Origin of the sequence: Streptomyces sp. WZ-12 (assembly GCF_028898845.1) — a bacterium.
Taxonomy (GTDB): Bacteria; Actinomycetota; Actinomycetes; order Streptomycetales; family Streptomycetaceae; genus Streptomyces.
Genome location: NZ_CP118574.1, coordinates 193,302 through 215,033, shown reverse-complemented (window position 1 = coordinate 215,033; position 21,732 = coordinate 193,302). Strand labels below are relative to the sequence as shown.

Sequence of the window (21,732 nt, the reverse complement as noted above, 5' to 3'; positions counted from 1 at the left end):
CCGTTGCTGCTCTCCGGGCGCAGCCGGGACGCCCTGCGGGGCCAGGCCGCGCGCCTGCTGGCGCACCTCCAGGGGCAGCCGGAGACGGCGCTCGTCGACCTGGCCCTCTCCCTCGCGACCACCCGGTCCCGTTTCGAGCAGCGGGCCGCCGTCGTGGCGCAGGACCGTGCGCAGTTGCTCGCCTCGTTGGGCGCGCTCGCCACCGGCCGGCCCGATCCGGCCGTCGTCGAGGGTGAGGCCGCCGGGCGCGGCCGGACCGCGGTGCTGTTCACCGGACAGGGCAGCCAGCGCGCCGCCATGGGCCGTGAACTCCACGACGCCCAGCCGGAGTTCGCGGCGGCGTTCGACGCGGTGTGCGCCGTGCTCGACCCGCTGCTCGACCGGCCGCTGCGCGAGGTGGTGTTCGCCGCCGCGGGCAGCGACGAGGCCGCGCTGTTGGACCAGACCGGTTGGACGCAGCCGGCCCTGTTCGCGATCGAGGTCGCACTGTACCGGTTGGTGGAACGCTGGGGCGTCCGCGTTGACTTCGTGGCCGGGCACTCCATCGGCGAGATCGCCGCGGCGCACGTCGCCGGGGTGTTGACGCTTCAGGACGCCTGCCGTTTGGTGGCGGCGCGCGCGTCGTTGATGCAGGCGCTGCCGACCGGCGGCGCGATGGTCGCCGTCCAGGCCACCGAGGACGAGGTCCGCCCGCACCTCACCGACGCGGTGGCGATCGCCGCCGTCAACGGGCCCGCTTCGGTGGTCGTCTCCGGCGACCGGGACGCGGTCGAGGAGATCGCCGCGGACTTCACCGCGCGCGGGCGGAAGACCAAGCGGCTGCGGGTGAGCCATGCCTTCCACTCGCCGCACATGGACGGCATGGTGGACGGCTTCCGAGCCGTCGCCGAGGGGCTGACGTACCGGGCCCCGCGGATTCCGCTGGTGTCCGACCTCACCGGTGAACGGGCCGACGAGACGCTGCTGTGCACCGCGGAATACTGGGTGCGGCACGTCCGCGAGCCGGTGCGGTTCGCCGACTGCGTGCGGACCCTGCGGGACGCCGGGGTCACCACCTTCCTGGAGCTGGGCCCCGACGGGCTGCTCACCGCGATGGCCCAGGACACCCTCGGCGACGACACGGACGCCGAGTTGGTGCCGTTCCTGCGCGCCGACCGCTCCGAGGAGTCGGCCGCGGCCACCGCTGCGGCCCGCCTCCAGGTGCACGGCGTGGACGTGGACTGGGCCGCGTACTTCGCCGGGACCGGCGCCCGCCGTACCGACCTGCCGACCTACGCTTTCCAACACGCCCACTACTGGCCGCAGTTGCCGGCCCCGACCGCGGCCGGCCCCGTCGACCCCGCCGACCAGGAGCTCTGGGCCGCCGTGGAGCGCGGCGACGCCCGCGAACTGGCCGACATCCTCGGGCTGGGCGAGGGCGACCTCACCCCGCTGGACTCCCTGCTGCCCGCGCTCACTTCGTGGCGCCGCGGCAACCAGGAGAAGCACCTGCTCGACACCCTCCGCTACCGGGTGGAGTGGACCCGGCTGAGCAAGCCGACCGCCCCCGTCCTCGACGGCACCTGGCTGCTGGTCGCCTCCGATGCCACCGCCGCCGACGAGACCGCCCTGCTGGACGGCCTGGCCGACGCGCTCGGCACGCACGGCGCGCGGGTCAAGCGCCTGGTCCTGGACGCGGCCTGCACGGACCGCGCGGTACTGGCCGAACGGCTGGCCCAGGCCGAAGGGGTGGACGCGGGCACCCACCTGCTGTCCGTGCTACCGCTCGACGAACGGGCCGCCGACGGCCACCCGTCGCTCACCCGGGGACTGGCACTGACCCTGGCACTGGTCCAGACCCTCGTCGACACCGGCGCACAGGGCCGACTGTGGACCGCGACCCGCGGCGCCGTCTCCACCGGCCCCGCCGACCCCGTGACCCGCCCGCTCCAGGCCGCCGCCTGGGGACTCGGCCGGGGAGTGGCCCTGGAACACCCGCGGTTGTGGGGCGGCTTGGTGGACCTGCCGGACGCCTTCGACCAACGGGCCGGACAGCGCCTCGCCGGGATCCTCGCCGTCAAGGACGCCCCCGACGGCGAGGACCAGGTGGCGCTGCGGGCGACCGGAGTGGCCGGCCGCCGACTGGTCCGTCACACCGTCGAGACGCTTCCCGCGGCCGCGGAGTTCACCGCCTCCGGCACCGTCCTGATCACCGGCGGCACCGGCGGCCTGGGCGCCGAGGTCGCCCGATGGCTGGCCCGCGCCGGCGTCCAGCACCTCGTCCTGACCAGCCGCCGCGGGCCGCAGGCGCCCGGCGCCGCCGAACTCCGCGCCGAACTCGCGGAGTTCGGGCCGACGGTCACCGTCGTCGGCTGCGACGCCGCCGACCGCGACGCGCTCGCCGCGGTCCTCGCCGGCCTGCCCGAGGACCTGCCGCTGACCGGCGTGGTGCACACCGCCGGCGTCGGCCACTACGGGCCCGTCGACGCCCTGACCACCGCCGACCTCGCCGACCTCACCGCCGCGAAGCTCGCCGGCGCCGCCCACCTCGACGCCCTGCTCGGCGACCACGCACTGGACTTCTTCGTCCTCTTCGGCTCCATCGCCGGCGTCTGGGGCAGCGGCAACCAGAGCGCCTACGGCGCCGCCAATGCCTACCTCGACGCCCTCGCCCTGCGCCGCCGCGCCCGCGGCCTGGCCGCCACCTCCGTCGCCTGGGGCCCGTGGGCCGAGGCCGGCATGGCCGCCGACGACACCGTCTCGGCGACCCTGCGCCGCCAGGGCCTCGGCCTCCTCGATGCGGCCCCCGCCCTGGCCGAGCTGCGCCGGGCCGTGCTGCAGCAGGACGTCACGGTCACCGTCGCCGACGTGGAATGGCAGCGCTACGCACCGCTGTTCACCTCCGCCCGGCCCAGCGCCCTGCTCTCCGACCTGCCCGAGGTGCGGGCGCTCGGCGCCGACGCACCCACCGGCCCGGAGACCGCCGACGCCTCCGAACTCGTCACCCGCGTCCGCGCCCTCGACGAACCCGCCCAACTCCGCCTGCTCACCGACCTGGTCCGCACCGAGTCCGCCACGGTCCTCGGGCACGCCTCCGCCGACGCCGTCGCCGAGGGCCGCGCCTTCCGCGACCTCGGCTTCGACTCGCTGACCGCCGTCGAGCTCCGCAAGCGCCTGGCCGCCGCGACCGGCCTGGCCCTGCCCAGCACCATGGTGTTCGACTACCCGACGCCCCTCGAACTCGCCCAGTACCTGCGCGCGGAGACCCTCGGCGCGGTCCTGGACGTCGCCGGCCCCGTCGCCACCGGCACCGCCGACGACGAGCCGATCGCCATCATCGGCATGGCCTGCCGCTTCCCCGGCGGCGTCAGCTCCCCCGAACACCTGTGGGACCTGGTCGCCTCCGGCACCGACGCGATCAGCGGCTTCCCCGCCAACCGCGGCTGGCGCACCGAGCACCTCTACGACCCCGACCCCGACCGGCCCGGCACCACCTACTCCACCCAGGGCGGCTTCCTCCACGACGCCGACGCCTTCGACCCCACCTTCTTCGGCATCTCGCCCCGCGAGGCCCTGGTCATGGACCCGCAGCAACGCCTGCTGCTGGAGACCACCTGGGAGTCCTTCGAGCGCGCCGGCATCCGCCCGGAGTCCGTCCGCGCCAGCCTGACGGGCACGTTCGTCGGCTCCAGCTACCAGGAGTACGGCCTCGGCGCGGGCGACGGAGCCGAGGGCCACATGGTCACCGGCAGCAGCCCCAGCGTGCTGTCCGGCCGCCTGGCGTACGTCTTCGGCCTCGAAGGCCCGGCGGTCACCGTCGACACCGCCTGCTCCTCCTCCCTCGTCGCCCTGCACCTGGCCTGCCAGTCCCTGCGCAACGGCGAGTCCACGCTCGCCATCGCCGGCGGCGCCACGGTCATGACCACACCCAACCCGTTCATCGCCTTCAGCCGGCAGCGCGCCCTCGCCAAGGACGGCCGCTGCAAGGCGTTCTCCGACGACGCCGACGGCATGACCCTCGCCGAAGGCGTCGGCGTCGTCCTCGTCGAACGGCTCTCCGACGCCCGCCGCAACGGGCACCCGGTCCTCGCCGTCATCCGCGGCTCCGCCATCAACCAGGACGGCGCCTCCAACGGCCTGACCGCCCCCAACGGCCCCTCCCAGCAACGCGTCATCCGCCAGGCACTCGCCAACGCCCGCCTGGCCCCCGGCGACATCGACGCCCTGGAGGCCCACGGCACCGGCACCCCGCTCGGCGACCCCATCGAGGCCCAAGCACTCCAGGCCACCTACGGCCGCGGCCGCGACCCCGAACACGCCCTGCTGCTCGGCTCGGTCAAGTCCAACATCGGCCACACCCAGTCGGCCGCCGGCATCGCGAGCGTCATCAAGATGGTGATGGCGCTGCGCCACGGTCGGCTGCCGGGGACGTTGCATGCCGATGAGCCGTCCTCGCATGTGGACTGGTCGGCGGGGACGGTGCGGTTGCTCGCCGAGGCTCGGGAGTGGCCGGTGACCGGTCGTCCGCGGCGGGCCGCGGTCTCGTCGTTCGGCATCAGCGGTACCAACGCCCATGCCCTGCTGGAGCAGGCACCGGAACCCATCGACGCCGCGGCCGTCGCCGCACCGGTGTCGCCCGTCGGCGGCGCCATCCCGTGGGTGGTCACCGCCCGCACCGCCGCCGCCCTGCGCGGCCAGGCCGACCGCCTCCTCTCCCACACCGAGACGGCCCAACCGGCCGCCCGCCCGCTCGACATCGGCCACTCCCTGGTCGCCGCACGCGCCCGCTTCCCCCACCGGGCCGTGATCGTCCCGGCCGCGCACACCGACCCGTTGACGGCCCTGCGCGCCGTCGCCACCGACGGGCCCTCGCCCGTGGTCGCCCGCGGCGTGGCGGACGTCGAGGGTCGTACGGTGTTCGTCTTCCCCGGTCAGGGTTCGCAGTGGGTGGGGATGGGGGCGCGGTTGTTGGATGAGGCGCCGGTGTTCGCGGAGCGGATCGCCGAGTGTGCGGCGGCGTTGGCGGAGTTCACTGACTGGTCGCTGCTCGATGTGTTGCGGGGGGTTGAGGGTGCGCCGTCGTTGGAGCGGGTGGATGTGGTGCAGCCGGCTTCGTTTGCGGTGATGGTGTCGTTGGCGGCGTTGTGGCGGGCGCATGGTGTGGTGCCGGATGCGGTGGTGGGGCACTCGCAGGGGGAGATTGCTGCGGCTGTGGTGTCGGGTGGGTTGTCGTTGCGGGATGGTGCTCGTGTTGTTGCGTTGCGGAGTCAGGCGATCGGTCGGTCGTTGGCGGGGCGGGGCGGGATGATGTCCGTCGCGCTGCCGGTGGCGGAGTTGGAGCCGCGCCTGGAGCCGTTCCAGGGGCGGGTGTCGGTAGCCGCGGTCAACGGGCCGCGCTCCGCCGTGGTCGCCGGCGAACCCGAGGCGCTGGACGAGTTGCAGGCCAGGCTGACCGCCGAGGAGGTCCGCGCCCGGCGGATCGCGGTGGACTACGCCTCGCACTCGCACCAGGTCGAGGACCTGCGCGACGAACTGCTGGAAACCCTGGCGGAGTTGACGCCGCGGCCGGCTGAGGTGCCGTTCTTCTCCACGGTCAGTGGTGACTGGCTGGACACGACCGGGATGGACGCCGATTACTGGTTCCGGAATCTGCGGGGGCGGGTGCGGTTCGCGGATGCGGTGGGGGAGTTGTTGGCGGGGGAGTACCGGGCGTTCGTGGAGGTGAGTTCGCATCCGGTGTTGTCGATGGCGGTGCAGGAGGCCATGGACGAGGTCGGGGTGGCGGCGGTCGCTGTGGGGACGTTGCGGCGTGAGCAGGGTGGGTTGGACCGCTTCCTGCTGTCGGTGGGTGAGGCGTTCGTCCGGGGCGTGGAGGTCGACTGGTCGCAGGTGTTCGAGGGGACCGGTGCGTCCCTGGTGGACCTGCCCACCTACGCCTTCCAGCGTGAACACCTCTGGGCCGTGCCGCCCGCCCCGGAGGCCGGCGCCGGCACCGACCCGGAGGACGCCCAATTCTGGGCCGCCGTCGAGCAGTCGGACCTCTCCGCGCTGACCGCCGCGCTCGGCACCGACGAGGACTCCGTCGCCGCCGTGCTCCCGGCGCTGTCCTCCTGGCGCCGGGCCCGCCGCGACCGGTCCACGGTGGACTCCTGGCGCTACCGCGTCGTCTGGCAGCCGCTCGGCGGCACCCTGCCGCGCCCGTCGCTGACCGGCACCTGGCTGCTGGTCACCGCCGACGGCGTCGATGACGCCGAGGTCGTCGGGGCGTTGACGGAGCACGGGGCCGAGGTGCGGCGCCTGGTCCTGGACGAGGCGTGCACCGACCGGGCCGTGCTCGCCGCGCGACTCGCCGGCGCGGAGGAGGCGACGGGGATCGTCTCCGTCCTCGCCGAAGCCGAGCGGACCGGCGCGGTGCCGGGCACCTCGCTGACGCTCGGCGTCGCCCTGACCATCGCGCTGCTCCAGGCGCTCGGCGACACCGGAATCGACGCCCCCGTATGGGCGTTGACCCGCGGCGCGGTCTCCACCGGGCGCGCCGACCGGCTCACCGCGCCCGTCCAGGCCCAGGTGGCCGGCGTCGGCTGGACCGCCGCGCTGGAACACCCGCAGCGCTGGGGCGGCACCGTCGACCTGCCCGCCGCCCTCGACGCCCGGGCCGCCCAGCGGCTCGCCGCCGTCCTGTCCGGCGCCCTCGGCAGCGACGACCAACTGGCCATCCGGGCCTCCGGCGTCTTCACCCGCCGCATCGTCCGGGCCGAGGCCACCACCGGGCGGCCCGCCGGCCGGTGGGCGCCGCGCGGGACGACGCTGATCACCGGCGGCTCCGGCACCCTCGCCCCGCACCTCGCGCGGTGGCTGGCCGCGCAGGGCGCCGAGCACCTGGTACTCGTCAGCCGGCGCGGCACGGACGCCCCCGGCGCACCCGAACTCCTCGCCGAACTGGCCGAGTCGGGCACCGAAGCGACCGTCGCCGCCTGCGACATCACCGACCGCGCCGCCGTCGCCGCCCTCCTGGACGGCCTCAAGGCCGACGGCCGCACCGTCCGCACCGTCGTCCACACCGCCGCCACCATCGAGCTGCACACCCTGGACGCCACCACCCCGGCCGATTTCGACCGGGTGCTGCACGCCAAGGTCACCGGCGCCCAGATCCTCGACGAACTGCTCGACGACGCCGAGTTGGACGCCTTCGTCCTGTACTCCTCCACCGCCGGCATGTGGGGCAGCGGCGCACACGCCGCCTACGTCGCCGGCAACGCCTACCTCGCCGCCCTCGCCGAACACCGCCGGTCCCGCGGACTGCCCGCCCTGTCGCTGTCCTGGGGCATCTGGGCCGACGACCTCAAACTCGGCCGGGTCGACCCGCAGTTGATCCGGCGCAGCGGCCTGGAGTTCATGGACCCGCAGCTCGCGCTCGGCGGACTCCAGCGGGCGCTGGACGACGACGACAGCGTCATCGCCGTGGCCGACGTGGACTGGGAGACCTACCACCCCGTCTACACCTCCGGCCGCCCCACCCCGCTCTTCGACGAGGTGCCGGAGGTCCGGGCGCTCACCGCGGCCGCCGAACAGGGCTCCGGGGCCGCCGCCGAGGGCGAGTTCGCCGCCGCGCTGCGCGCCCTGCCCGAAACCGAGCGGCAGCGCACCCTGCTGGAGACCGTCCGCACCGAGGCCGCGGCCGTCCTCGGACTGTCCTCCCCGGAGGACCTCACCGACCAACGGTCCTTCCGCGACGTCGGCTTCGACTCGCTGACCGCCGTGGCCCTGCGCAACCGGCTCGCCTCCGTCACCGGGCTGACGCTGCCGTCGACGATGGTCTTCGACTACCCCAACCCGGCCGCCCTCGCCGCCTTCCTGCACGGCGAGTTGGCCGGTACGCAAACCGCCGGCGCCGCCGTCACGGTGAGCGCACCCGCCGCCGACGACCCGATCGCCATCGTCGGCATGAGCTGCCGCTACCCCGGCGGGGTCGGCTCCGCCGAGGACCTCTGGCGGATCGCCCTGGACGAGGTCGACGCGATCTCCGGCTTCCCCGCCGACCGCGGCTGGGACGCCGCGGGCCTCTACGACCCCGACCCCGACCGGGCCGGCCGCACCTACTCCGTCCAGGGCGGGTTCCTGCGCGACGTCGCCGAGTTCGACCCCGGCTTCTTCGGCATCTCGCCGCGCGAGGCCCTGTCGATGGACCCGCAACAACGGCTGCTGCTGGAGACCGCCTGGGAGGCGTTCGAGCACGCCGGGATCGACCCGGTCGCCCAGCGCGGCAGCCGCACCGGCACCTTCGTCGGCGCCAGCTACCAGGACTACGCCTCCAGCGTGCCCACCAGCGAGGGCTCCGAAGGCCACATGATCACCGGCACGCTCTCCAGCGTGCTGTCCGGCCGGGTGTCCTACCTCTTCGGCTTCGAGGGCCCGGCCGTCACCCTCGACACCGCCTGCTCCTCCTCGCTCGTCGCCATGCACCTCGCCTGCCAGTCCCTGCACAACGGCGAGAGCTCCCTCGCCCTGGCCGGCGGCGTCAGCATCATGTCCACCCCGATGTCGTTCGTCGGCTTCAGCCGGCAGCGAGCCCTCGCCGAGGACGGCCGCTGCAAGGCGTACGCGGACGGCGCCGACGGGATGACGCTGGCCGAGGGCGTCGGACTGGTCCTGCTGGAGCGGCTCTCCGACGCCCGCGCCAACGGGCACCAGGTGCTGGCCGTCATCCGCGGCTCGGCCGTCAACCAGGACGGCGCCTCCAACGGACTGACCGCCCCCAACGGCCCCTCCCAACAACGCGTCATCCGCCAGGCGCTGGCCAACTCCGGCGTCGCGCCCGGCGACATCGACGTCCTGGAGGGACACGGCACCGGCACCGCCCTCGGCGACCCGATCGAGGCCCGCGCCCTGCTCACCACCTACGGCACGGACCGCGACCCCCAACGGCCGCTGCTGCTCGGCTCGATCAAGTCCAACATCGGCCACACCCAGATGGCGTCCGGCGTCGCCAGCGTCATCAAGCTGGTCCGCGCCCTCCAAGAGGGCGTGGTGCCCAAGTCCCTGCACATCGACCGGCCCTCCACGCACGTCGACTGGTCCTCCGGCGCCATCGGACTGCTCACCGAACGCACCCCGTGGCCCGAGACCGGCCGGCCGCGCCGCGCCGCCGTCTCCTCCTTCGGCATCAGCGGCACCAACGTCCACACCGTCCTCGAACAAGCCTCCGCCGACAACACCCCCGCGCCCGCCGCCGCTGCGCGCGAGGGCCTGGTCCCGGTCCTGGTCTCCGGCCGCGGCGAGGCCGCGCTGCGCGCCCAGGCCGCCCGTCTGCTCGCCTTCGTCGAGGAGCGGCCCGACCTCCACCCCACCGACCTCGCCCACTCCCTCGCCACCTCCCGCGCCGCGCTGGAGCGCCGCGCCGCCGTCGTCGCCGCCGACCGCGACGGGCTGACCCGCGGCCTGCGCGCACTGCGCGACGCGACGCCCGACGCCGGACTCGTCCAGGGCACCGCCGGCCGCGGCCGCACCGCCTTCCTGTTCACCGGACAGGGCAGCCAACGGGCCGGGATGGGCCGCGAACTCTACGACCGCTACCCGGCGTTCGCCGATGCGCTGGACGAGGTCCTGGCCCGTCTCGACGGCGGCCCGGAACGGCCGCTGCGCGAGGTGCTGTTCGCCGCCTCCGGCTCCGCCGACGCCGCCCTGCTCGACCGGACCGGCTACGCCCAGCCCGCGCTGTTCGCCGTCGAGGTCGCGCTGTTCCGCCTGTTGGAGTCCTGGGGCATCACCCCCGACTACCTGGCCGGCCACTCCGTCGGCGAGCTCGCCGCCGCCCATGTCGCCGGGGTCCTCTCCCTGGACGACGCCTGCACCCTGGTCGCCGCCCGCGGCCGACTGATGCAGGCGCTCCCCGAGGGCGGCGCGATGGTCGCCCTGGAGGCGGCGGAGGACGAGGTCCTGCCGCACCTCGCCGACCTGGCCGACCGGGTGTCGGTGGCCGCCGTCAACGGGCCCCGCTCCGTGGTCATCGCCGGCGCCGAGGACGCCGTGCTGGCCCTCGCCGAGACCCTCGCCGCCGACGGGCGGCGGACCAAACGGCTGCGGGTGAGCCATGCCTTCCACTCGCCGCTGATGGACGCCATGCTCGACGCGTTCTCCGCCGTCGCCCGCGGGTTGACCTACCACCCGCCGACCATCCCGTTCGTGTCGAACGTCAGCGGCGGCCCGGCCACCGCCGAGCAGGTCTGCACGCCCGCGTACTGGGTCGACCACGTCCGCGCCGCGGTCCGCTTCGCCGACGGCATCGACTGGCTCGCCACCCAGGGCGACGTCCGCACCTTCCTGGAACTCGGCCCGGACGGCGTGCTCAGCGGCATGGCCAGGGAAAGCCTCACCGACGCCGCCCGCACGGCACTGCTGCCGACCCTGCGCGGCGACCGGCCGGAGGAGCCGGCCCTGATCACCGCCGTCGCCGCGGCCCATGCGCACGGCACCGCCGTCGACTGGACCGCCTACTTCGCCGACCACGGCGCGCGGCGGGTGCCGCTGCCGACCTACGCGTTCCAACGCGAGCGGTACTGGCCCGACACCACCGCCGCGCCGACCGCCGCACCCGGGGCCGCCCTGGACGCCGAGTTCTGGGCCGCCGTGGAGCGCGACGATGTCGCCGCCCTCGCCGCCTCCCTGGACCTCGACGACGCGACCGTCACCGCGATGGTCCCCGCACTCACCGCCTGGCGCCGCCGCCGCGGCGAGCAGACCGAACTCGACTCCTGGCGCTACCGCGTCATCTGGAAGCCGCGCGGCGGCACCACCGCGCCGACCACGCCCACCGGCCGCTGGCTCGTCCTCGTCCCGCACGACCACCAGGAGGACGAGGCGGGGGCGGCCTGGGCCACCGACGTCGAACGCGCCCTGGCCACCGCCACCGTCCGACTGTCCGTCACCACCACCGACCGGGCCGAGCTGGCCGCCCGGATCGCCGAAGCGGCCGGCGACCAGGGCCCGTTCATCGGTGTGCTGTCCCTGCTGCCGCTCGCCACCGGCCACGCCGGCCACCCCGACGCACCCGCCGCGCTCACCCTGACCACCACCGCCCTCCAGGCCCTCGGCGACGCCGGGATCGACGCGCCGCTGTGGAACGTCACCCGCGGCGCCGTCGCCGTCGGCCGCGCCGAGCGGATCACCGCCCCCGAGCAGGCCGCCGTCTGGGGCCTGGGTCGCGCCGTCGCCCTCGAACTGCCCGACCGGTTCGGCGGCACCGTCGACCTGCCCGCCACCCTGGACGACCAGGCCGCGCGCCGCCTGCGCGCCGTGCTGGCGGCCACCGAGGGCGAGGACGCGGTGGCCATCCGCCCCTCCGGCGTCTTCCTGCGCCGCCTCGCACACGCCCCCACCGAACCCGACACCGCCCGCGCCGCCTTCGACCCGGCGGCCGGCACCGTCCTGATCACCGGCGGCACCGGCGGCATCGGCGGCCACCTCGCCCGCCGCCTCGCCCGCGACGGCGCCACCCACCTGCTGCTCCTCAGCCGCCGCGGCCCCGACGCCCCCGGCGCCGCCGAACTCCGCGCCGAACTGGAGGCGTTGGGCGCCCGCGTCACCCTCGCCGCCTGCGACGCCGCCGACCGCGACGCGCTGGCCGCCCTCCTCGCCGCCCTCCCCGACGACGCCCCGCTGACCGCGGTGTTCCACACCGCCGGCGTCGTCGACGACCACGTCGTGGACGCCCTCACCCCGGACAGCTTCGCCGCCGTGCTGCGCGCCAAGACCGTCGCCGCCCGGCACCTGCACGAACTCACCGCCGACCTGGACCTCGGCGCGTTCGTCCTGTTCTCCTCCACCGCCGGCGCCCTCGGCGCCGCCGGACAGGGCAACTACGCCGCGGCCAACGCCCAGTTGGACGCGCTCGCCGAGCACCGCCGCGCCCACGGCCGGACCGCGCTGTCCGTGGCCTGGGGCCCGTGGGCCGGCGCCGGCATGGTCGCCGACGACCCCGAACTCACCGACCGCGTCCGGCGCGGCGGCTTCGAACCCCTCGCGCCCGAACCGGCCGTGCGCGCCCTGCTGCGCGCCGTCACGCACGACGACACCACCGTCACCGTCGCCGACATCGACTGGGAGCGGTTCCAACGCGCCTTCGCCGCGCTCCGCCCGCTGCCGCTCGTCGCCGACCTCCCCGAGACAGCCGGGGCCACCCCGCAGGCCACCACCGGCACCGCGACCGGCCTGCGGCAGCAACTGGCCGAACTGCCGGAGCCCGAACGGCCCGCGGCCGTTCTGGACCTGCTGCGCGCCCAGGTCGCCGCGGTACTCGGCCACGCCGACCCGCGCACCGTGGAGGACGACCGCGCCTTCCGCGACCTCGGCTTCGACTCACTGACCATCCTGGAACTGCGCAACGCCCTCAACGCCGCCACCGGCCTGAACCTGCCCGCCACCCTCGTCTACGACCTGCCCACGCCCCGCGAGCTGGCGGACTTCCTGCTCGCCGAACTCCTCGGCACCCTGCCCGCGCACGCCACAACGGCCGTCGCCACCAGGGCCGTTGACGACGAGCCGATCGCCGTCATCGGCATCGGCTGCCGTTTCCCCGGCGGCGTCAGCACGCCCGAGGAGCTCTGGCACCTCCTCGACGAGGGCCGCGACGGCATCAGCCGCTTCCCCGGCGACCGCGGCTGGGACCTCGCCGCCCTCGGCGCCGGCGCCTCCGACACCCTGGAGGGCGGATTCCTCACCGGCGTCGCCGACTTCGACGCCCAGTTCTTCGGCATCTCGCCCCGCGAGGCACTGGCCATGGACCCCCAACAGCGACTGCTGCTGGAGACCACCTGGGAGGCGCTGGAGCGGGCCGGCATCGACCCCGCCGGCCTGCGCGGCTCCAGCACCGGCGTCTTCGTCGGCACCAACGGCCAGGACTACCCGACGCTGCTGCGCCGCTCCGCCTCCGACGTCGCCGGCTACGTCGCCACCGGCAACACCGCCAGCGTGATGTCCGGCCGACTGTCCTACGCGCTCGGCCTCGAAGGGCCGGCCGTCACCGTCGACACCGCCTGCTCCTCCTCGCTCGTCGCCCTGCACTGGGCCGGCCGGGCGCTGCGCAGCGGCGAATGCGACCTCGTCGTGGCCGGCGGCGTCTCGGTCATGGCCAGCCCCGACTCGTTCGTCGAGTTCTCCACCCAGGGCGGCCTGGCCCCCGACGGCCGCTGCAAGCCGTTCTCCGACGCCGCCAACGGCACCGCCTGGTCCGAGGGCGCCGGCATCCTCGTCCTGGAACGCCTCTGTGACGCCCGCCGCAACGGCCACCAGGTCCTCGGCCTGATCCGCGGCACCGCCGTCAACCAGGACGGCGCCTCCAACGGCCTGACCGCCCCCAACGGCCAGTCCCAACAACGCGTCATCGCCCAGGCGCTCGCCGACGCCCACCTCGCCCCCGCCGACATCGACGCCGTCGAGGCACACGGCACCGGCACCACCCTCGGCGACCCCATCGAGGCCCGCGCCCTGATCGCCGCCTACGGCCGGGACCGGGACGCCCAACAGCCGCTGCTGCTCGGCACCGTCAAGTCCAACCTCGGCCACACCCAGGCCGCCGCCGGCGCCGCCGGCGTCATCAAGATGCTGCTGGCCATGCGGCACGGCACCCTGCCCAAGACCCTGCACGTGGGCACCCCGACCAGCCACGTCGACTGGAGCGCCGGCACCGTCGCGCTGCTCGACGACGCCCGGCCCTGGCCCGAGACCGGCCGGCCCCGGCGCGCCGGCGTCTCCGCCTTCGGCGTCAGCGGCACCAACGCCCACGTCGTCGTCGAACAGGCCCCCACCGCCCCGGAACCGGCCGACGCCCCCACCTCGGAGCCGGCCCCCGCCGTCGTGCCGTGGATCCTCTCCGGCCGCACTCGCGAGGCGCTCCAGGCCCAACTCGACCGCCTCACCGCCCACTTCACCGCCCACCCCGAGCTCGCCCGCCAGGACGTCGGCCGCACCCTGGCCACCGACCGCACCCTCTTCCCGCACCGTGCCGTGCTGCTCGCCGGACCGGACGGCGTGCGCGAGGCGGCCCGCGCCACCGCGCCCCGCACCCCCGGCCGCACCGCGTTCCTGTTCTCCGGACAGGGCGCCCAACACGCCCTGATGGGCCACGACCTCTACCGGCACCACCCGGTCTACGCCGACGCCCTGGACACCGTCCTCGCCCAGTTCGACACCGTGCTGGACGTCCCGCTGCGCCCCGCGCTGTTCGCCGCGCCCGGCACCGCCGAGGCCGCGCTGCTGGACGAGACCGGCCACACCCAGCCCGCGCTGTTCGCCGTTGAGGTCGCGCTGTACCGGCTGCTGGAATCCTGGGGCGTTCGGCCCGGCTTCGTCGCCGGCCACTCCATCGGTGAAATCGCCGCCGCCCACGTCGCCGGGGTGTTCTCCCTGGAGGACGCCTGCACGCTCGTCGCCGCCCGCGCCGGGCTGATGCAGCAACTCCCGGCGGGCGGTGCCATGGTGGCCGTTGAGGCCACCGAGGACGAGGTCACCCCGCTCCTCACCGACGGCGTCGCGATCGCCGCCGTCAACGGGCCCCGGTCGGTGGTCGTCGCCGGCACCGCGGACGCCGTCCGCGCCGTCGCCGACCGCCTCGCCGCCGACGGCCGCCGCACCCGGCAGTTGCGCGTCAGCCACGCCTTCCACTCGCCGCTGATGGACCCGATGCTGGCCGGCTTCGCCCGGGTCGCCCAGACCCTCACCTACCACGAGCCGCGCATCCCGGTCGTCTCCACGCTCCTCGGCGCCCCCACCGCGGCCGAACTGCGCACCCCCGACCACTGGGTGCGGCACGTCCGCGAGACCGTGCGGTTCGCCGACGGCGTGCGCGCCCTGCACGACGCCGGCGTCACCACCTTCGTCGAGATCGGCCCGGACGGCGTGCTGTCCGCCCTCACCGAGCAGACCCTCGACGGCCTCGACACCACCGGGACGGGCACACCGACCGTGGTCGTGCCACTCCAACGCCCCGACCGGGCCGGGGACTTGGCCCTCCTGGAGGCCCTGGCCACCCTGCACACCCACGGCTCCGGCCCGTCCTGGGCCGCCTACTTCGCCGCCACCGGAGGCCACCGGACCGACCTGCCCACCTACGCCTTCCAACGCGAACGGTTCTGGCCCGAACCCGGCGCCCCCGACGCCCCGAACGACCCCGTCGACGCCGCCTTCTGGACCGCCGTCGAGCGCGCGGACCTGCCGGGCCTGGCCGCCTCGCTCGGCCTGGACGACGACACCGTCACCGCGATGGTGCCGGCGCTGTCCGCCTGGCGGCGCCGGCAGGGCGCCCGGTCCGCCGCCGCGACCTGGCGCTACCACGAGACCTGGACCCCGCTGCCCACCCCTAACGCCGCCGCACCGACCGGCCCCGCCCTGCTGCTCGCCCCGCCCGGACACACCGGCGCCGCCTGGGTGACCGCCGTCGCCGACGCCCTCGGCACCGACACCGTCACCGCCGAACCGGCCACTCTCGAAGAGCAGTTGACGACACCGCACGCCGACGCCTGGCGCATCGTCGTCTCCCTGCTCGCCGCCACCGCCGACGCCCTGCCTGACGACGCGGCCCGGCCCGCCGCCCTCCTGGCCACGCTGGACCAGGCCGGCGTCGACGCGCCCCTGTGGTGCGTCACCCGCGGCGCCGCCGCGGTCGCGGGGGAGACCCCGACCGCCGTCGGCCAGGCCGCCCTGTGGGGCCTGGGCCGGGTCGCCGCGCTGGACCACCCCGACCGCTTCGGCGGCCTGGTCGACCTGCCCGCCGACCCCGACGCGCACACCGCCGCACTGCTCGCCGCCCACCTCGCCGCGCCCGACCCGGAGACCGAGATCGCCGTCCGCGCCACCGGAGTCCACGGCCGCCGCCTGGTCCGCACGCCGGCCGACCCCGACGGCGCCCCCTGGCGCCCCACCGGCACCGTGCTCGTCATCGGCGGCACCGGCACCATGGGCGGCCACGCCGCCCGCTGGCTGGCCCGCGAAGGCGCCGCCCACCTCGTCCTGACCGCCCCCGACACCACCGACCACGCCGAACAGACCCGGGCACTGACCGCCGAACTGGCCGCGCTCGGCGCCCAGGTGACCGTCGTGCCCCACGACGCCACCGCACCGAACGGCTGCACCGCGCTCCTCGACGCCCTGCCCGACGACGCCCCCCTCACGGCCGTCGTCCACGCCGCGGAGACCGGCGCCACCACCGACACCGCGGCCGACCTGACCGCCGCCCTCGCCCCCGTCACCGCCCTCGCCGCCGCGCTCACCGACCGCCCCCTGGACGCCTTCGTCCTCTTCGGCTCCCTCGCCGGCGTCTGGGGCGTCCGCGGCCGAGCCGCCGAGGCCGCGTCCGCCGCCTACCTCGACGCCCTCGCCCGCGCCTGCCGCGGCCGCGGCACCCCGGCCCTGACCGTCTCCTGGGCCGCCTGGTCCGACCTGGCCGCGCCCCCGCTCGCCAGCCACCTGCGGCTCAACGGCCTGCCGGTGCTGGACGCCGACACCGCACTGACGGCCCTCGGCCGGGCCGTCGCCGACGGCACCGCGGCGGAGACCGTCGCCGACGTCCGCTGGGAGACCTTCGCGCCGCTGCACCACGAGGCCCGCCGCACCGCCCTGTTCGACGCCCTGCCCGAGGCCCGCACCGCGTTCGCCGAGGCCGCCCGCGACCGCGCCGACCGGCGGGCCGCGGCCGGCGACTACGGCCGCTGGCTCGCCGAGCAGCCCGCCGCCGACCGCGACGGCATCCTGCTGGACCTCGTCACCGACAAGGCCGCCACCGTCCTCGGCCACGCCGACCACGCCCTCCTCGAACCCGACCTGCCCTTCCGCGACCTGGGCTTCGACTCCCTGACCGCGGTGGACCTGCGCAACCAACTCACCGCCGCCACCGGCCTCGCCCTGCCCGCCACGCTCGTCTTCGACCACCCCAACCCCACCGCCCTCGCCACCCACCTGCGCGCCCAACTCCTCGGCGAGGAAACCGACTCCGCCGCCCCGGTGGCCGCCCCGACCGCCACCGGCGACGACCCGATCGTCATCGTCGGCATGGCCTGCCGCTACCCCGGCGGCGTCACCTCCCCCGAGGACCTGTGGCGGCTGGTCACCGACGAGATCGACGCGGTCGGCGACTTCCCGACCGACCGCGGCTGGGACCTGACCGCCCTCGCCGGCGACGGCCCGGGCCGCAGCGCCACCGCCCAGGGCGGATTCCTCTACGACGCCACCGACTTCGACCCCGGCCTGTTCGGCATCTCGCCGCGCGAGGCGATGGTCATGGACCCGCAGCAGCGGATCCTGCTGGAGACGTCCTGGGAAGCCCTGGAGCGCGCCGGCATCGACCCGGCGACGCTGCGCGGCAGCGGCACCACCGGCGTCTTCGTCGGCGGCGGCTCCGGCGACTACCGGCCGCCGGCGGAGGCCGGACAGTGGCAGACCGCCCAGTCCGCCAGCCTGCTCTCCGGCCGCCTCGCCTACACCTTCGGCATCCAGGGCCCCACCGTCTCCGTCGACACCGCCTGCTCCTCGTCGCTGGTCGCCCTGCACCTCGCCGCGCAGGCCCTGCGCGCCGGCGAATGCACCATCGCCCTGGCCGGCGGCGTCACCGTGATGGCCACCCCGGTGGGCTTCGTCGAGTTCAGCGCCCAAGGCGCCCTGTCGCCCGACGGCCGCTGCCGCGCCTTCTCCGACGACGCCAACGGCACCGGCTGGTCCGAAGGCGTCGGCATGCTCGTCGTCGAACGACTCTCCGACGCCCGCCGCAACGGCCACCGCGTCCTCGCCGTGCTGCGCGGCTCCGCCATCAACCAGGACGGCGCCTCCAACGGCCTGACCGCCCCCAGCGGCCCCGCCCAGCAGCGCGTCATCCGCCAGGCCCTCGCCAACGCCCGCCTGACACCCACCGACATCGACGCCGTCGAGGCGCACGGCACCGGCACCACCCTCGGCGACCCCATCGAGGCCCAGGCCCTGCTCGCCACGTACGGACAGGACCGACAAACCCCCGTACTGCTCGGCTCGTTGAAGACCAACATCGGCCACGCCCAGGCCGCCTCCGGCGTCGGCGGCGTCATCAAGATGGTCCTCGCCCTGCACCACGGCGAACTGCCGCGCTCCCTCTACGCCGAGAACCCCTCGTCCCACGTCGACTGGACCGCCGGCCACGCCCGACTGCTCACCGAACGCACCCCCTGGCCCACCGTCGACCGCCCGCGCCGCGCCGCCGTCTCCTCCTTCGGCGCCAGCGGCACCAACGCCCACGCCATCCTCGAACAACCGCCCCACCAGGAGCCCCCGGCCCGGCCCGCCGACGACGGCGCACCCCTGCCGTTCCTGCTCTCCGGTCGCTCGCCCAACGCCCTGCGCGCCCAGGCCCGCCGCCTGCTGGCCCACCTCGCCGCGCACCCCGACACCCGCCCCACCGACCTGGCCCACGCGCTGGCCACCACCCGCGCCGCCTTCGAGCACCGCGCCGCCGTCACCGCCACCGACCCCCACGACCTGCGCACCGGCCTCACCGCCCTCGCCGAGGGCGCCACCGCACCGCACACCACCGCGCACCACCTCCAGCGCACCGGCAAGAGCGCCGTGCTCTTCTCCGGCCAGGGCTCCCAACGGCTGGGCATGGGCCGCGAACTGTACGAGCGGCACCCGGTGTTCGCCGAAGCCTTCGACGCCGTCCTGGCCCGCCTGGACAACCGGACCGACACCCCCCTGCGGGACGTCGTCTGGGGCACCGACGAGGACGCGCTGCACGCCACCGGCCACACCCAGCCCGCCCTCTTCGCCCTGGAGGTCGCGCTGTACCGGCTGCTGGAATCCTGGGGCGTCCGGCCCGACTTCGTCGCCGGCCACTCCATCGGCGAGCTCGCCGCCGCCCACGTCGCCGGCGTCCTCTCCCTGGACGACGCCTGCCGCCTGGTCGCCGCCCGCGCCGCCCTGATGCAGGAACTCCCGGCCGGCGGCGCCATGATCGCCGTCGAGACCACCGAGGACGAGGTCACCGCGCTGCTCACCGACGGCGTCCGGATCGCCGCGGTCAACGGCCCCACCGCAGTGGTCCTCTCCGGCACCGACGACGCCGTGACCGCGCTCGCCGCCACCCTCGCCGAACGGGGCCGCCGCACCACCCGCCTGCGCGTCAGCCACGCCTTCCACTCCGCCCTGATGGACCCGATGCTGGCGGACTTCCGCACCGTCGCCGAGGGCCTGGAGTACCACCCGCCGCGCCTCCCCGTGGTGTCCAACCTCACCGGCGACGTGGCCACCACCGAGGACCTGTGCTCCGCCGACTACTGGGTGCGCCACGTCAGCGGCACCGTCCGCTTCGCCGACGGCGTGCGCACCCTGGCCGACCGGGGCGTGCACCTCTTCCTCGAACTCGGCCCGGACGCCGTGCTGTCCGCCATGGCCCGGCAGAGCGCGCCGGACGCGGTCGTCGTCCCCGCCCTGCGCCGCACCCGCGACGAGCAGGAGACCCTGACCGCCGCCCTCGCCGAACTGCACGTCCACGGCGCCGGGCCGCGCTGGGACGCGTACTTCGCCGACCGCGGCGCCCAGTGGCTCGACCTGCCGACGTACCCCTTCCAACGCGGCCGCTTCTGGCCGGAGGCCATCCCCGGGACGGCCCCCGCCGCCCCGACAGCCGGAGCGCCCGCCGAGACCGACGCCGCCTTCTGGGACGCCGTCGCACAGGAGGACTTCAGCGCCTTGGAATCCGTACTCGACGTGGAGAGCGACGCCCTGTCCAAGGTGCTGCCGGCCCTGATGGACTGGCGCAGCCGGCAGGCCGACGAGACCCAACTCGCAAGCTGGCGCCACCGGATCGTCTGGAAGCGCCTCACCGGCGCCGCCGTCGCGCACCGCAAGGCGCTCAGCGGCACCTGGCTGGCGGTGATCCCCGAGGGCCTGGCCGACGACCCGTGGGTGACCACCACCCTCGACGGGCTCGGCACCCACCTCGTGCACGTCGAGGCCGCCACCGCCGACCGGGCCGCGCTGGCCGACGCGATCCGCGCCCGCACGGCCGACGGCACCCGCCTCGGCGGCGTGGTCTCCCTGCTGGCCCTGCGCGACACCCTCACCGGCGCCGTCCCCGAAGGCACCGCCCTGACCGCCGCGTTGCTCCAGGCCCTCGGCGACGCCGGCATCGACGCGCCGCTGTGGTGCGTCACCCGCAGCGCCGTCTCCGCCGGCCGCAGCGACCGCCCGCACCGTCCGTTGCAGGCCGCCGTCTGGGGCCTGGGCCGGGTCGCCGCGCTGGAGTACCCGCAGCGCTGGGGCGGCCTGGTGGACCTGCCCGAAGAGCCCGACGAGCGGTCAGCGGCCGGCCTCGCCGCCGTCCTGGCCGGCCTCGACGGCGAGGACCAGGTCGCGGTCCGCGGCACCGCGCTGCTCGGCCGCCGCCTGCTCCCGACCCCCGCCCGCAAACCGTCCGAGCCCTGGCACCCGTCCGGCACCGTCCTGCTCACCGGCGGCACCGGCGCCCTCGGCGCGCACGTCGCCCGCCGCCTGGCCAAGGACGGCGCCGCGCACCTCGTCCTGCTCAGCCGCCGCGGCCCCGAGGCCCCCGGCGCCGCCGAACTCCGCGCCGAACTGGAGGCGTTGGGCACCGCCGTCACCCTCACCGCCGGCGACGCCGCCGACCGCGACCACCTCACCGCCGTCCTGGACGCCCTCCCCGCCGACCAACCACTGACCGGCGTGGTGCACGCCGCCGGCGTCCTCGACGACGGCGTCCTGGACCGGCTCACCCCCGAACGGTTCCAGGAGGTCTTCCGCGCCAAGGTCACCTCCGCCCTCCTGCTGGACGAACTGACCCGCGACCACGACCTGGCCGCGTTCGTCCTGTTCTCCTCCGCCTCCGCCGCCGTCGGCAACCCCGGACAGGCCAACTACGCCGCCGCCAACGCCGTCCTGGACGCCCTCGCCGAACAGCGCCGGGTGCTGGGCCGGCCCGCCACCTCCGTCTCCTGGGGCGCCTGGGGAGGCGGCGGCATGGCCGACACCGGCGGCGCCGACGAGGCCGCCCGCCGCGCCGGCGTCGGCGCCATGGACCCGCACCTCGCCGTCGAGACCCTGCTGCGCCTGGTCACCGAGAAGGAGCCGACCGCGGTCGTCGCCGAGGTGGCCCTGGACCGGTTCGCCGGCGCCTTCGCCGGCACCCGACCCAGCGCGCTGCTGCGGGAGTTCCCCGGCTACCGCGAGACCCTCGCCGCCCAGGCGGAGGCGGAGACCGCGGACCGCGGCGACCTGGCCGACCGGCTCGCCGCACTGCCGCCCGCCCGCCGCCAGGACGCCGTCGTCGACCTGGTGCGCACCCGCGCGGCCCAGGTGCTCGGCTACCCCGACACCGACGCGGTCGCCGCCGAACGGACCTTCCGCGACCTCGGCATCGACTCGCTCGGCGCGGTCGAACTGCGCAACCAACTGGGCGCCGCGACCGGCCTGAACCTCCCGGCGACCCTGGTGTTCGACCACCCCACCCCGGCGGCCCTGGGCGGCTACCTCCTCGACCGGCTCCTCCCCGACGAGCCGGCCGGACCCGACGACGAAACGGAGATCAGGGCCCTCCTGGCCTCCGTGCCGCTCGCCCAACTGCGGGAGATCGGCGTGCTGGAACCGCTGCTCCAACTCGCCGGCCACGGTGGCCGGTCCGCGGCGGACGACGACGGCGAATCCGTCGACTCGATGACAGTGGCAGACCTGGTGCGGGCCGCGCTCAACGGCCAGTCCGACCTGTAGCGCGATTGATGGAGCAGA

The 21,732-nt window shown here is 75.7% G+C and carries 1 protein-coding gene (cut by a window edge); it reads left to right on the top strand.

Annotated features, from left to right (window positions below):
- Positions 1–21,714: the 3' portion of a type I polyketide synthase gene (locus PV796_RS00460; RefSeq protein ID WP_274910694.1), read on the top strand. 6,705 nt of this gene lie to the left of the window's left edge; only the last 21,714 of its 28,419 coding nucleotides appear in the window; its start codon lies off the left edge, out of view; it ends in the stop codon at positions 21,712–21,714.
- The last annotated feature ends 18 nt before the right edge of the window (positions 21,715–21,732 follow it).